Source organism: Croceicoccus marinus, assembly GCF_001661675.2.
Lineage (GTDB): Bacteria > Pseudomonadota > Alphaproteobacteria > Sphingomonadales > Sphingomonadaceae > Croceicoccus > Croceicoccus marinus.
The window spans coordinates 2077244-2091410 of sequence record NZ_CP019602.1 but is presented as its reverse complement, the minus strand read 5'-3'; the positions used below and the strand labels follow the sequence as shown (position 1 = coordinate 2091410).

The 14167-nt window shown below is 64.4% G+C and carries 15 protein-coding genes; 11 read left to right on the top strand and 4 right to left on the bottom strand.

Going from position 1 to position 14167, the window contains the following annotated elements; genetic code table 11:
• The first annotated feature begins 29 nt into the window (after positions 1-29).
• The 9 genes from A9D14_RS10015 to A9D14_RS09975 all read left to right on the top strand — a co-directional run bounded on the left by A9D14_RS10015 (position 30) and on the right by A9D14_RS09975 (position 8131).
• Positions 30-368 (top strand): hypothetical protein, encoded by a 339-nt coding sequence (locus A9D14_RS10015; protein ID WP_063512795.1) that lies wholly within the window; start codon positions 30-32, stop codon positions 366-368.
• Entirely contained in the window at positions 349-1083 is a 735-nt protein-coding gene (locus A9D14_RS10010) for a nucleotidyl transferase AbiEii/AbiGii toxin family protein (protein ID WP_063510695.1), read from the top strand. The genes A9D14_RS10015 and A9D14_RS10010 overlap by 20 nt, the downstream gene beginning before the upstream one ends.
• Before the next feature lie 163 nt (positions 1084-1246).
• The gene (locus A9D14_RS10005) at positions 1247-1501 is read left to right on the top strand and encodes a hypothetical protein (RefSeq protein WP_198302001.1); all 255 of its coding nucleotides are present in this window, start codon (positions 1247-1249) and stop codon (positions 1499-1501) included.
• A gap of 44 nt (positions 1502-1545) precedes the next feature.
• A complete protein-coding gene (locus tag A9D14_RS10000; protein ID WP_156493969.1) occupies positions 1546-2331 on the top strand; it encodes a hypothetical protein in 786 nt (261 codons plus the stop codon).
• Between the two features lie 190 nt (positions 2332-2521).
• Positions 2522-4057 (top strand): hypothetical protein, encoded by a 1536-nt coding sequence (locus A9D14_RS09995; protein ID WP_063510698.1) that lies wholly within the window; start codon positions 2522-2524, stop codon positions 4055-4057.
• A gap of 403 nt (positions 4058-4460) precedes the next feature.
• Complete coding sequence (locus A9D14_RS09990; RefSeq protein WP_066845864.1) at positions 4461-5063, top strand: DUF421 domain-containing protein; 603 nt, start codon at positions 4461-4463, stop codon at positions 5061-5063.
• Positions 5064-5105: 42 nt separating this feature from the next.
• Positions 5106-5705 (top strand): DUF1989 domain-containing protein, encoded by a 600-nt coding sequence (locus tag A9D14_RS09985; RefSeq protein WP_066845862.1) that lies wholly within the window; start codon positions 5106-5108, stop codon positions 5703-5705.
• A gap of 9 nt (positions 5706-5714) precedes the next feature.
• Complete coding sequence (locus tag A9D14_RS09980; protein ID WP_066845860.1) at positions 5715-5906, top strand: hypothetical protein; 192 nt, start codon at positions 5715-5717, stop codon at positions 5904-5906.
• Between the two features lie 140 nt (positions 5907-6046).
• Positions 6047-8131 (top strand): catalase, encoded by a 2085-nt coding sequence (locus A9D14_RS09975; protein WP_066845857.1) that lies wholly within the window; start codon positions 6047-6049, stop codon positions 8129-8131.
• Between the two features lie 112 nt (positions 8132-8243).
• On the opposite strand, the gene A9D14_RS09970 is transcribed toward A9D14_RS09975, so the two are convergent.
• The gene (locus A9D14_RS09970) at positions 8244-8996 is read right to left on the bottom strand and encodes a Crp/Fnr family transcriptional regulator (RefSeq protein ID WP_066845854.1); all 753 of its coding nucleotides are present in this window, start codon (positions 8994-8996) and stop codon (positions 8244-8246) included.
• A 248-nt stretch (positions 8997-9244) separates the two neighbouring features.
• Here A9D14_RS09970 and gntA point away from each other — a divergent pair, with 248 nt between their 5' ends.
• Positions 9245-9943 carry a guanitoxin biosynthesis heme-dependent pre-guanitoxin N-hydroxylase GntA gene (gene gntA, locus A9D14_RS09965; protein ID WP_066845852.1) on the top strand — a complete coding sequence of 233 codons (699 nt, stop codon included), beginning with the start codon at positions 9245-9247 and terminating at the stop codon, positions 9941-9943.
• A gap of 23 nt (positions 9944-9966) precedes the next feature.
• Here gntA and A9D14_RS09960 read toward each other — a convergent pair whose 3' ends face one another.
• Both A9D14_RS09960 and A9D14_RS09955 read right to left on the bottom strand, forming a co-directional pair.
• Positions 9967-11352 (bottom strand): PQQ-dependent sugar dehydrogenase, encoded by a 1386-nt coding sequence (locus A9D14_RS09960; RefSeq protein WP_083987837.1) that lies wholly within the window; start codon positions 11350-11352, stop codon positions 9967-9969.
• Positions 11349-11828 carry a DUF2231 domain-containing protein gene (locus A9D14_RS09955; protein WP_066845849.1) on the bottom strand — a complete coding sequence of 160 codons (480 nt, stop codon included), beginning with the start codon at positions 11826-11828 and terminating at the stop codon, positions 11349-11351. Before A9D14_RS09955 ends, A9D14_RS09960 begins: the two co-directional genes overlap by 4 nt.
• Positions 11829-11950: 122 nt before the next feature.
• Between A9D14_RS09955 and A9D14_RS09950 the strand changes: the two genes are divergently transcribed.
• Positions 11951-13135, top strand: coding sequence for a DUF2279 domain-containing protein (locus A9D14_RS09950; protein WP_083987836.1), 1185 nt, complete (start codon positions 11951-11953; stop codon positions 13133-13135).
• Positions 13136-13150: 15 nt separating this feature from the next.
• Here A9D14_RS09950 and A9D14_RS19440 read toward each other — a convergent pair whose 3' ends face one another.
• A complete protein-coding gene (locus A9D14_RS19440; RefSeq protein WP_066845846.1) occupies positions 13151-13993 on the bottom strand; it encodes a hypothetical protein in 843 nt (280 codons plus the stop codon).
• Between the last annotated feature and the right edge of the window lie 174 nt (positions 13994-14167).

Sequence of the window (14167 nt, the reverse complement as noted above, 5' to 3'; positions counted from 1 at the left end):
GATGAGGTGGAAGAGAAGGGGAAAAGCAGATGACGCATGCAGCGACCATTGCCGACGACCGGCTCGAGGCCGCCCTGGCCCTTCCAGGCGCAAGGCGTTCCCTGCGCGTGGCGATCGGTCATCTGAACGTGTCCCTTCCCGACAGTGTGAGCGAGCAGGAGCTGCTCGGCTCGCTACTCGACATCCAGCCTTTCTCCATCGACAGGGTCTGCGTCAGGGAATTCCTCAACGAGGCCGAACTCGAGACGCTGTCCGACCTCGTGACATCGGGGGCCATCAGCTACGACCAGCTCGCCGATGCCGCTTCGCTGCACCTCCCTTCCGGACACGAGACGAGGAGGTGGCTCGATGACCGCAAGGGCCTCTGAATGGCGCAAGCTCCTCGACAAGGCGCTGCCGGCGCTGGATCACGTGTTCGGCGCGCAATCGGAGAAAACGGATAGCCCCGACTGGACGCTCGGGGGCGGTACCGCGATCGCCATCCAGATCGCCCATCGCATATCCTACGACATCGACATCTTCGTGCCGGGCACCGCGCTCAGGAACTTCGTGCCCGCCAACAATCCTGCCTCACGCGGCATTTCCGAACGCTTCCAGTGGCCGGGTCACTACCTGAAGTTCGAGCTCGACGAGGGAGAGATCGACTTCCTCTCCCCACCCCTGCAGACCGAACCAGGATTCGAATGGGCCAGATACGGGGATCGGCGCATCGCCCTCGAGACACCCGAGGAAGTGATCATCAAGAAGATCCGATATCGATCGGCCAAGTTCACTCCCCGCGACGTCTACGACCTTGCAGCGGTCACTCAGGAAAGACCCGCCCTGGCCAGGATCATGGCGGAAGAGACCGCGGACGCATTGCCGCGACTCCAGGAATCTCTGCGCGTGCTGGAGGCCAAGGGCGGGACGGATCTGACCCCCTACGTCAACCCGACCGCTAAGGGACGGAAGATCCTACCGGATGCGTTCCGCATCGCCAAGGCGACCGTCGGCGAAGCCATGGGCATGGCGGACCGGGCCTCGCGGCAGATTTCCCGTGATCCGCGTCGATTCCCGCCTCCGGATCGCGGCATCGGGGACTGAGGCGACATGCTTCTTCTTCCGCTGCTCCGCATCGGAATCCGATATGAAGAGCGGTGTCGCTGCTGAACGATGAGACGTTGGAAAACGGTGTATCCACATAGGGAAGGAAAAGGCACTCCTACGACCTGACGCCATCACCGCCTGGGTGAAGTTGAAGATCCGGATGTGGAAGATTCCGGTCCGTCGTCCTATATTCGAAATGAAGAACAAAACGCAGAAAAGAGGAGGCTCTCTCATGGCTAATCAGGATTTCAGCCAATCCGACAGGGCCAAGGCGAAGCAGGCCGCGCGCGACCTCGATGAACGCGATCTCGCCGCCGGACGTATCGACGCCGCTTCGCTTCAGGAGCGCAACGGGTTCATCCCACGTGATATCGCTCGGCGCGCAAAAGTTCGTCAATGGAATGAGATCGATTGATCGCCATGCCGGGCGTCCTTCCACAGAGGATCGTGGAGAAGGTCATGGACCTGACCGCTCCCGTGGAGGGCGCGCTGCTGGTCGGAGGTCAGGCATTGAATTTCTGGGCCGAGCGCTACAGCGAGAATGCCCCCGAACTGTCGGACTATGCTCCCTTCGTTTCGAAGGATATCGATTTCTTCGGAACCGGGACCGTCGCGGCAAAGATCGCCGAAAGACTCGGTGGCCGCGTCCAGTATCCCAAGGCGAACGACCATACACCGAATGCAGCAGTCGTGCATGCAACCATCGAAGGTCACGAACTCGAGATCGACATCCTGTCGAACGTCATAGGTCCACCTGCCGACAAGCTACTCAAGCAGATGGTGATCATGGATTTTCCAATGCGGTCCGGAGGCGATGAGACCGCCATACCCCTGGCAGTCATGCATCCTCTTCACTGCCTTCAGAGCAGGGCTGCCAATGTGATCACCTTGGGAAGAAACTACGATGTCGCAAAACGCCAGTTGAATGCCGCACCAATCGTGCTTCGTGAATACATCTCCGAGGCCTTGGGCGACGGGTCGGATCCTAATCGAACACGCGTTGCCACGTCGGTCCTGAAGTCCCTCGACGCATACCTCCAGACCGACATCGTGGGTCGCCGTCTTCATATGCGGATGAAGAACAACCCCCTAGGTGTCATAAGGGCCTTCGAAGGCGATCCGAGGCTGGACGAGCGCTATCGAGAGAATCAGCTCAAGCGGATGATCACAGACATTTCCGCCCGTCAGGCAAGGGACCGCAACCAGATGGCAGCGGTCGCCATGGGACAAGGCATTCCTCGCTAACCATAAGGGCGAGGTCGACGGCGGTCTCAGCTCCGAGTTGTCTGATCGCATAGCACCCGCTTGAACGTCGGCTCCGGATCCTCTCCGCGAGGATCGGAACGAACCATCGCATCAAAACACATCGCGTCTATCCGTGGAGGCTTTGCCTCCGCGGTCCTTCGACGTGTCCACCTCGAGGAAGGAGGCCATCATGAGCAATGTCTGGTCGCGAATGCCGCATTGGTCCACGCTGCTGCAGCGATGGACCGGAGCGATGGAACGCCACGGCGTCAACCTCGCAGAAGGGCTGACGACCGTGGTCGACGTCGTATGCGACGATCTGTCCGAACTGCGGACCGTCTCGGGCCTGCGCCACATGTGGATCGATCGCGGATCGAGCCTTTACGACCGTCCCATTCCCGCCTTCCACCTCCTCTCGCTGGAGAGGCAGAAATCGCGTCTGCACGACGGAAACGAGGTGCTGCGCGCACTCGGCGATACCGGGGGGGACCCGGAGCTGGTCGCTGCCGTGATGATCGCCGCGACCGCCGCCGGCTATGACGACCACGACGACAGCCTGCAGGCAGCCGGAAAAATGGCGACGGCGATCCTCGAAGCACATGCGATCGATCCTCCTCGCCAAGACAGGCGGCCGGTTTTCCTCATGGAGGACCGGTTCGACCTCGGCGAACTGGCATCGGAACGCCTCGCCGATGCGCTCGCCCGCGAACATGCCGGCATATTCCAAAGCGTCCTGGCGGCCCGCATCAGGTATCTCGTCAAGACCGCTGAAGGCGTCCGCATTCCCACCCGCGAGGAGCTGGCCATCGGCCTGCCGGGTGAATTCGATCTCGCATTCGGTGCGCGGATCAGGCCGGTGACGAGCGGATCACCTGACGGCGCACGTGAGAATACAATAAGGGTCGCGCTCTCCAGCCTCCCGCGCGACGAACTGATCATGATCCTGGACGCGATCACTGCAGGGCTCGCGGCGGGTGGTCACGACATCGATGCGGTGACCAGTTTCGATCCCGAACGACGTTCGAGCAGCTACTTCGGACCGGCCATCCGCGCGACCGTAGACGCCAACACGAAAAACGGATGGCTCCTGCGGGTGAGCCGCCCCACCCTGATCACCATCAAGCCTGAGGACACCGATTCCTGCACGGTCCTCGTCGGTCTGGACGGTTCGGTCAGGACCGAGGACATCGAGGCGCTGGGCAGACTCATGGAGCGCGCCATCGAAGCCGGCAAGCGCATCGACGCCGAAGGGCTCAGGATCGAGGACTGGGAGCATGTCGATCCCCGTGATCTACGGGTGGACAGCCTGACGAGACGCATCGCCCACCTACGGGGAATTGATCTCATCCACGATGTCCGGTGGAGGTGGGGTGACGAAGGAAAAGAGGATCCGACCCCGATCTCCGAAAAGAACGTCCGTTCGATCGGCCTCAGGGCCACTGACCGGAGAGTGCATATATTGCGCCACTGGCTGCCTTGCCCGCGCGATGGAGCGTTACTGTTCGAGGACGACGGACGGGCGCAAACCATCCGGACGCCTCGTGCCATCGGCCGAGACGCGTTGGACCGGCCCATCGCGGAAGTCCTCGATCAACCCGATCTGGCCGATATCCATGATGTGACCGTCGACGACATCACGACCGATGCGGACGGAAGAAGCGTGCTCTACCTCCGCTTCCGTCCTACTTCACTGCCGTTTCCCGACGAATTCCGAAGAGCGGAGTGAGACAGACAAGCCATGATTTAACCTTGGAGAACTGGCGACCTTGTCCTAGAATCAGGATGAACGTCATTCTCCTCCCAACCGACCGAATGACAGGAGAAGAATCAATGAACACCACGTTGCACAAATGCATCTGGCAGGTGCGCAATTGCGCAGTGAGACACCCTCACATTCTAACTAAGGCGTGCCAATAGGGGGACACCGGGCGATCCGAATGGATTGACGCGATGAAAGGGGCGATGCCGGCAGCGGCGTCGCCCCTTTTTCGTTCCGGCCGTGGAACAGCATTTGCGGGTCTGCGGCGCGCACCTGCCCTGCGCCTCCTTCCCCGGCCGGAACCGGATCGACTTGCCCGCAGCCGCGTTAGGTTCGGTAACGCCAAGGAGATTAACCGCGTGCTTGCTCCATGAACGCCCAGACCGAAACCTTCTTCAGTTCCGCCGGCCACGTACTCAGATCGGGCCTGTCCGCCGCCATCCTGTTCGTCGTCATAATCGTGCTGATTCGCCTGCTGGGCAAGCGGGCAACCGGGCAGATGAGCAATTTCGACTGGATCATCTCGGTCACCGTGGGCAGCCTGGCGGCCAGCGGCATCCTGCTGAAGGAAGTCAGCCTGGCCGACGTGATCCTTGCCATCACCGTCATCGGGGTGCTGCAATGGAGCACGGCGTGGCTCGCCTCGCGCAGCGTCTGGTTCGAGCGGCTGGTGCGCGCCAAGCCGCGCCTGCTGGTCCACAAGGGCCGCCTGCTGGAAGAGGACATGCGCCGCGAGCGCATCTCGCGCCACGAGATCTTCGCCTATCTGCGCGCGAACGGCTATGTCGGCCCGGAAGAGGCGAACTGGGTGGTGCTGGAAAACGACGGCACCATGACCGTAATCCCCCGGCAGGATGCGGGCTTCGACGATGCGGGGCTGCTGGACGATGTCGTCTGGTCCTCGTCTCCGGCGGATGAAGCGAAGGAACGGGCCGGCGCAAAGGAGGAGGAAAGGGCGGAACAATCGCGCTGACCCCCGGTTGAACCGGAAACCCGTTCAGCGAAGGAGATCCGGATGACCGCCGATACGCAGACCCTCAGCAGGATCGCGCCCCGCAGCGGCGTGGCCTTCGAACTGAACGAGGGCGAGCGGCTGACGGTGATCGATCCCGAGGGACAGCAGGTCGCCGACCTGCTCGCCTTCGTGCGTGGCGATGTAGGCGAGGTGATCTCGAACGGGCGGACTTTCGATTATGAGGAGACGATCGCGCTGACCACCGGCAACCGGCTGTGGTCGAACCGGTCGAACGTGCTGCTGTCGATCGAGGAGGACACCGTCGGTCGCCACGATTTCCTGCTGACCCCGTGCAGCGAAGCGACGTTTCGTCATTTCTATCCCGGCAAGCCGGTCCACCGCGGCTGTTTCGGCAATCTGGCCGAGGCGCTGGCCCCCTGGGGCATCGACGAGGACCGGATCCCGGTCGCCTTCAACGTGTTCATGAACGTGCCGGTGGCCGCGGACGGCAGCGTATCCGTGCTGCCGCCCACCGGACGGCCGGGCGACCACATCACCCTGCTGGCGCACCGCGACCTGGTGATCGGGCTGACCGCCTGCTCGGCCTATGACAGCAATGGCGGCAGCTTCAAGCCCATCGACTATCGCATTGACAGATAAGGACAAGCCATGACCGACAAGACCAATCCGCCCCGAAGCGAAGGCAAGCCGGACAAGGACCCGTCCGACATTCCCACGACCGACCGTCCCCGCCAGAACAGCAAGCTCTATAACGAAATGCGCAAGGAGGATTCGGTCGATCCCGAGCAATATCCCAAGAAGGACCGGGACGCTGCCGATCTGACCGGGAAGAACCAGTAGCACCCCCGCGACCGATCAAAGGCGGGATGGCCGAACCGAAGGGGCGGGACAGTCCGCCCCTTTCCCCAGCCGAATGACCGATCGGTATGCAACCGAATCGGTCCGCCGCGCATTGCGAAGACAACACAGGAGATTGCCCCATGGCCAATGACATTGATTTCGACGACGGCGGCGCCAACCATCAGAAGCCGAAGGGCAGCGACGACATCATGACCACGGCGCAGGGCGCTCCGGTCGCGGACGACCAGAACTGGCTGACCGCCGGGCCGCGCGGTCCGCAGCTGCTGGAAGACCATATCGCGCGCGAGAAGATTTTCCACTTCGACCATGAACGCATCCCCGAACGCGTCGTCCACGCGCGCGGCTATGGCATCCACGGCCATTTCGAGCTGAAGAAGGCGATCCCCGAATATTCGCACGCCGCGATCTTCAACGAGGTGGGGGTCAAGACGCCGACCTTCACGCGCTTTTCGACCGTGGCGGGCAACAAGGGTTCCCCCGACCTTGCGCGCGACGTGCGCGGTTTCGCGACCAAGTTCTATACCAAGCAGGGCAACTGGGACCTTGTCGGCAACAACATCCCGGTGTTCTTCATCCAGGACGCGATCAAGTTCCCCGACCTGATCCATGCAGCCAAGCCCGCGCCCGACCGCGGCTTTCCGCAGGCGCAGACCGCGCATGACAATTTCTGGGACTTCATCTCGCTGACGCCGGAATCGATGCACATGGTGATGTGGATCATGTCCGACCGCACCATCCCGCGCAGTTTCCGCTTCATGGAAGGCTTCGGCGTCCACACTTTCCGCCTGATCAACAAGGAAGGCCAGTCGCATTTCGTCAAGTTCCACTGGAAGCCACATCTGGGCATGCAATCGGTGATCTGGAACGAGGCGGTGAAGGTCAATGGCGCGGACCCCGACTTCCATCGCCGCGACATGTGGGATTCGATTGAGGCGGGCGACTTCCCGGCCTGGGACCTGGGCATCCAGGTGTTCGACGAGGATTTCGCCGAAAGCTTCGAATTCGACGTGCTCGACGCGACCAAGATCATTCCCGAGGAGCAGGTTCCGGTCCAGATCATCGGCACGCTGACGCTGGACGCCAATGTCGACAATTTCTTCGCCGAGACCGAGCAGGTCGCCTTCTGCACGCAGAACATCGTTCCGGGCATGGATTTCAGCAACGACCCGCTGCTGCAGGGGCGCAATTTCTCGTATCTCGATACGCAGCTGAAGCGTCTGGGCGGGCCGAACTTCACCCATATCCCGATCAATGCGCCCAAGTGCCCCGTCCGCCATTTCCAGCAGGACGGCCACATGGCGATGACCAACCCCAAGGGGCGTGCCAATTACGAGCCGAACAGCTGGTCCGGCCCGATGGACGACAATCGCGAACCCCGCGGCCCGCGCGCCTGCCCGATGAACGGCTTCACCAGCTATGAAGCGCCGGTCGAGGGTCCCAAGATGCGCGTGCGCAGCGAGACCTTTGCCGATCACTACAGCCAGGCGCGGCAGTTCTATATCTCGCAGACCAGGATCGAGCGGGGGCACATGGCCAATGCGCTGACCTTCGAGCTCAGCAAGGTCGAGCATGTCCATATCCGCGAGCGCATGGTCGGCCATTTGCGCAATATCGACGAGAATCTGGCGAAAGAGGTTGCGGATGGTCTGGGCATGCCGGACATGCCGGAAAAAATGCCCGCCGCTCGCGAGCCGATCACCGACCTGCCGCCCAGCAAGCCGCTGTCGATCCTGGCCAACAGCCCCAAGACCTTCAAGGGCCGCAAGCTGGGTCTCTATATCGCAGAGGGCGCGGATGCCGCGACGGTCAAGGCGCTGATGGAAGGCGTCAAGGCCGAGGGCGGCATGGTCGAGATCGTCGCCCCGCATGTCACCGGCGCCAGGCTGTCCGATGGCACGCTGCAGGCCGCGCAGCAGAAGATCGATGGCGGTCCGTCGGTGCTGTATGACGCGGTCGCGATCGTGATGGGTGAAGGCGCGGGCAAGAACTATGCGGACGACAAGCCCAGCATCGATTTCGTCAACGATGCCTTCGCGCATGCCAAGTTCATCGGTTTTTCGCCCGAAGTCATGCCTCTGCTGAAAGGCGCGGGCGTGGCCGAGAAGATGGACGGCGGTTTCGTCGAACTGGGCGATGCCAAGGGCTTCGTCGACGCGATCAAGGATCTGCGTTTCTGGGACCGCGCGGCGGTCAAGCAGGACTGATCCGGAAAGGCAAATGGAAAGGGCCGGGGGGCATCCGCCTCCCGGCCCTTTTTTTGTCTCCGGCCCGCCAGTGTCAGGCCCGCCAGTCTTGGGTCGGACAGTCGGCGACCCGTCAGTGGGACAGTTCGTCGCGCAGTTTCAGATGACCCTCGCCGTAAAGATACGAGGGGTCGAACTTGCCCGCCTGTTCCAGCCGCGGGCGGTCGAGGATCGTGACCCGGCCGCGCGACAGCTCCATGATCCCCGCCTCGCGCAGGCTGCGCACAACGCGGTTGAGGTGGATCGGGGTGGTGCCGCAGGCGTCGGCGATCTCGACCTGGGTCAGCGGCAGGTTGAAGCCGTCCTCGTCCCCCAGGCGGACCAGCGACAGCCGGTGCCACAACTCGGCCATCAGATGGGCGAGCCGCCCCTCGATCGGCAGATGCTCCATCGTCAGGATCCATTCGCGGTGGATCGCGGCGTCGAGCAGGGTGGAAAACCACAGCATGCGGCCCAGATGCGGATGGTCGGCGACGATCTGCTCAAGCTTCCTGTGGGGGACATAGCCGACTTTGGCCGGCCCGATCGCCACCACGGTGTGATCCAGCCGCTTGAGCGCGAAGGCGTGCAGATCGATGAAATCGCCGGGAACGTGCATCGATACGATATGGCGCCGGCCGTCACGCTCGATCGTGCGGGCCATGAAACCCTCGATCAGATAGGTGCTGCGGTCGGCCAGCTCTCCGTCGCGCAGGATCACGCGGTCGTGGGACACGCGCTCGACCGGGCCGATCATGTCCTCGACGATGCGCTGTTCGTCGCGCGACAGAGCGTGCCGCGCCCTGCCGAGCAGAAAACGCCAGCTGTTGGGGAAATCCTCGCTCACACCCCGTCCATCATCATATCGATTGTCCCGGTTTCGCCGGACTATTGCCTTATCAATTGATAGTCGGGCTTCCAATCTTTGCAACAGTTCAATCCGCCGGGGCAATCCTCGTTCCAACAATTCGCAATCTGTTGCGCTATGGTCGGTCGCTGGATTTATGGACTTGATCTTTGCACGGTGGCGCTATCTGCGGAACAAGTGGAGCGCCCGGGTTTTTCACCCATGACAGATCAATCAAGGGCCCACCCATGGCGACAAAAGATCCGCGTGCCGACCCGGCGCTGCTGGAAGAGTTCGAGAATTTCATTCGCAACCAGGAATTCCCCTGCGTCGGCGCGAAATCCGCGCTGAGCAAGGGTCAGATGAAGATCGTGCCCTGCTGGTCGCTGACCAGCGGATGGAGCGACGTTCTGATTCACCGCCAGCTGCTGCAATGGGCGTATGACTACCAGCAGGACCCGACGCTTTTCCGCTCCATCGCCTTTGTCTTCGACGGCCCGCTCGACCTGGACGAGGTCGGCTTCGAAAAGGCGATGTGGGAGCGTATCCAGTCGCTGTCGGACAAGGACGCCTGGCTCGACCAGCCTTATGACGAGCAGGTCAGTTCCAATCCCGAGGATCCCCATTTCTCGCTGTCGTTCGGGGGCGAGGCGTTCTTCGTGGTCGGATTGCATCCCAACGCCAGCCGCCCGGCGCGGCGGTTCCGCACGCCGGTGCTGGTATTCAACCTGCACGACCAGTTCGAACAGCTGCGCAGCCAGGGCCGCTATGAGAAGATCCGCGACACGATCCTGGACCGCGACCGCGAGCTGGCCGGATCGATCAATCCCATGCTCGCCCGCCACGGCGAGAGCAGCGAGGCGGTGCAATATTCGGGGCGGCTGACCGGCAGCGACTGGCAATGCCCGTTTTCCGACAAGCGCGACGCCGAGCCTTCGGGCAAATAGGCCCGGGGGCTAGACGCGGGGGTTCAGCCCCCGGTCGAGGCCGGGCCGGCTGGCGGGCCGGATGCCGGGCCGGATGCGCGCGCCGTCTGTGCCGCGGGCGCGGGTCCGCCGCTGCGGGTGACGCGCCACACGGTGTTCGACACATCGTCCGCGATCAGCAGCGCGCCGCGCTGCGCATCCCAAGTCACGCCCACGGGCCTGCCGCGCGCATGGCCATCCTCGTCGATGAAGCCGGTGACCAGGTCGACCGGATCGCCGCCGGGCGACATGCCCGCGAATGGGATCCAGCTGACCTTGTAGCCAGCAAGATCCTGCCGGTTCCAGCTGCCATGTTCGCCCACGAACACGCCGCCTGCAAAGCGCGGGCCCCAGGCGCCGCCGTCCATGAACGCGAGGCCAAGCGGCGCATGGTGCGAGCCCAGCGAATAATCGGGCACCACCGCGGACTGCACCAGTTCGGGCCGCTGCGGACGGACGCGCGGATCGACGTGCTGTCCCCAATAGCTGTAGGGCCAGCCATAGAACGCCCCGTCGCGGATGCGGGTCAGATAGTCCGGCACCAGCTGCGCGCCCAGCTCGTCCCGTTCGTTCACCACGGCCCACAAGGCACCGTCGGCGGGATTGATCGCCAGCGCGGTGGGATTGCGGATGCCCGACACCATTTGCCGGTGCATGCCGGTCGCAGGGTCGATCTCCCAGATGACGGCGCGGTCTTCCTCGACCTCCATGCCGCGTTCGCCGACATTCGAATTGGACCCGATCCCGACATACAGCCGCGACCCGTCGGCACTGGCGGTCATCGCCTTGGTCCAGTGGTGGTTGATGCGAGAGGGCAGCTTCGTGACGATCTCGCCCGGAGCGGTGATGCGCGTCTGTCCCGGCGTATAGGGAAAGCGCATCAGATTGTCCTGGTTGGCGACATAGACCGCGCCGTCCACATAGGCGAGGCCATAGGGCGCATCGAGGCCGGTGATGAACTCGCTCACCATCTCGGCCCGGCCGTCGCCGTCGGCATCGCGCAGGAGCGACACGCGGTCGCCGCTCTTCGCGTCGGACTTGCCCTTGCCCTTGATATAGCCCGCGATCAGGTCCTTGGGCCGCAGTGCCGGGGCGTGGCCGCCCATGCCCTCTGCCACCAATATGTCGCCATTGGGCAGCACCAGCATCTGGCGCGGGATCTGCAGCCCGGTGGCGAGCGGGGTGATCTCGAACCCTTCGGGCACCGTGGGCAGCGCGCCGTTCCACGGGGCCGGGGTCGCGATGTTCATCGCGGGCAGCAGCGCCTCGGTCTGGGCGGGCAGCACGGGGTCGGGGCCGGTCTGGTCGACATCGGGGCCGCTGCCGCCGCAAGCGGCAAGGCACAGCGCCAGCGCCGCCGCGGGCAACGTCATCCGGGGGCGGATGGTCATCGGGCAATCTCCACGGGGCGGGGCCTGTCGGTTCGGTCGTGCAGATCGGCATCGCGCAGGCGGGTTGCCGCGCCCAGCGAGGAATAGCCGATCGCCCCGGCAGCGAGCGCCAGCAGCGCACCCAGGATCGACAGGATCAGCCCGAACGTGCCCACCGATGCCCAGCCGTCGCCGCTATGGTGGAAGGAATTGATCAGCCCGACGACGAACAGCGCCAGCACCAGCAGGAAATACAGCGTCGCCCGTCCGCTGCGCGAGCGCACCAGCGACACCAGCGCGCCGATCAGCAGCAGCCCCGCGAACAGCTCGCCCGCGGCCAGCAGCCAGGCGGAGAAATTGGTCCACTGGATCTCGGCAGTGTTGAGATAGGTGATGTCGGTCACCAGCGCTGCGGGAAACAGGGCCACCGGGAATGCCAGCAGCAAGGCCTGGAACGACCCGATCATCGGACGATGGGGGCGGCGGTCGGGGATCATTCGTACCTCCGGGGGACGGAACGCGGCAGGGATGCGTTCATCCCTGTAATTCCTCCCTTCGGTGGATGTTCCCGCCCCGGCGATGGCAATTCACCGATCTGTAACTAAGTAACCGCACTGTCATGATCGATTCGACCAATCCGCGCCCGGCCCGGGGCGAAAGGCCGCGCCGCCCGGGGCGCTGGATGCTGGGCGCGGCCTGCGGCGCGTGGCTTGCGGCCGCGCCCATTGCCGCATCCGGGGCAGAGGCGGATTTCGTCGGCGGCCTGGAGAACGCCGCGCGCTGGATCGACGCTTCGGATGCCGAGGACTGGGATCTTGCGGGCATGGCGGAGCGCGGCGACGCCCAGCGCGCGATGCGGGATTCCTGGCAGGACGGCCCGCAGGACAGCGGGGACGATGCGCCGCAGCCGGTGGAGCCGGCGGTGCCCTACGCCGGACCTGCTGGTCCCGAAGCCCCGGTCCGCCATGCCGCGGGCGTGGTGCCGCCCGGCTGGGCCGATCACGTGCCGCGCGAATATGCGAGTCGTCCGACGTTCGGATCGCAGGTCGGCGCGATCAGGACCGAGGCGCTGGCGATGTTCGGCTATTTCACCATCCGCGCCGGGTCCAAGCTGTTTGGCGAAACCGACGGCTTCAAGTTCAAGGACGAGGGCTGGTTCGGCAAGGACACCGAATATGTCGGCGTCGACAAGTTCGCCCATGCGTGGAACACCTATCTCGCCGCCGAAATCCTGCACAACCGCCTGCACCGCAATGCCAATGCGTCCGAAGGCGACGCGTTGACCGCAGGGGCGCTGGCCTTCGGTTTCGTCGCCTATAACGAGCTTTCCGACGCGATCGAGCCGGACAGCGGCTGGTCGTGGAACGACATCGTGATGAACGGGCTGGGCGCGGGCTTTTCGGTGCTGCGCAACACGGTGCCGGGCGTGAAGGAAAAAGTCGCCTTCAAGATCGAGATCGTGCCGAACGAGGATTTCTGGACCTATAGCGGCCCCCGCCGGTTCGAGCAGCAGCGCTTCATGTTCTCGCTGAAAGGCGCCGGATTCGAGGAATTGCGCGACACGCCGCTGCGCTTCCTCGACCTGCAGCTGGGCTATGGTGCGGATGATTTCGAGCCGGAGGACCGCGCAGCGGGGATCGAGCCGAAGCGGCATGTCTTCGTGGGCGTCGGCCTGAATGTCGGGGAACTGCTGTTCGGCGGGTCGCGGTCCGGGGTGGCCAGGGCGGGGTGGTCGGCGCTCGACTATTTCCAGGTGCCCTATACCTCGGTGCGGATGGACCAGGGCGGCGATCCGTATTTCTGATCGGCCGATACGGGATCAGAACGAGCGCTGCCCGATGTTGAGGTCGATGCGGATCCGCACCCATCCGCCGATCAGATATTTGCCCCCCAGCCGGGGCGGGCGCACCTGGAACTGCCATGCGGCGGCCAGCAGCGCGCGATTGATGTTCGAACCGCGCGGCCATTCGTCCACCGCGACGCAGTCCTCGACGCGGTAGTCGGGCGCGGTCTTGCAGGCGATCATGCCCCATCCCGGCCCGTCGGCGGTCGACAGATAGCCCTCCAGCTCGCCGTCGCGCGGGCGGCGGTGCCATTGCGCGGCATAGAGCGGCTCGCCATTGGGGGCGGTGCCGACGCGCTGGCTGTCGGGAACGGCGGGCGCACGCGGGGCCACAACCGGGCCATACACCTCTTGCGAGGGGGCGAGCGGTGCCGGGCGCGGCGGGGCGGGCGGCGCGGGCGCGGCGGGCGGCGCCGTGGGCCGCGGCACGGGATTGGGCGTCTTCACCACCGGCGGCGGCAGCACGGGTTCGGGCCGCGGCGGTTCGGGTATCTCGGGCGCGGGTTCGGGTTCCGGCGGGGTTTCGGGCGGCGTTTCGGGTTCGGGCGGGGTCTCCGCCGCGGGCGGTTCCGGCTCGGGCTCGGGCTCCGGTTCGGGCGCGGGTTCGCTGGGCGGGGGCGTGGCGGTCAGTTCGATGCTGGTCAGGTTCTCGTCCGGCTCGGGGGTGCCGACGATCGAACCGCCCAGCGTCAGCAGCATCAGGATCAGCAGCACTTCCAGCGCGATGGCGAGCGCGATGCTCAGCCCGCGCGGGCCGAACCTGTCGATCAGGCGCTTGTACCAGGGGCGCCGGAAAGGCGTAACATCGCGCGAAGACATGGACCCTCGATCATCTCGTCAAGCAGTCGATGTCCCCCTCATCCGCCGCCGTGCGCTGCGATAGGCGTGCGCGCGGCGCATCACAAGGGGCATGGGGGACGGGACGAGCCTGCGCGGCGGCGGAGTCCGGTCGGCGGGTCAAGGGCGGCGGGTTAAGGACGGCGGGTTCGGGCG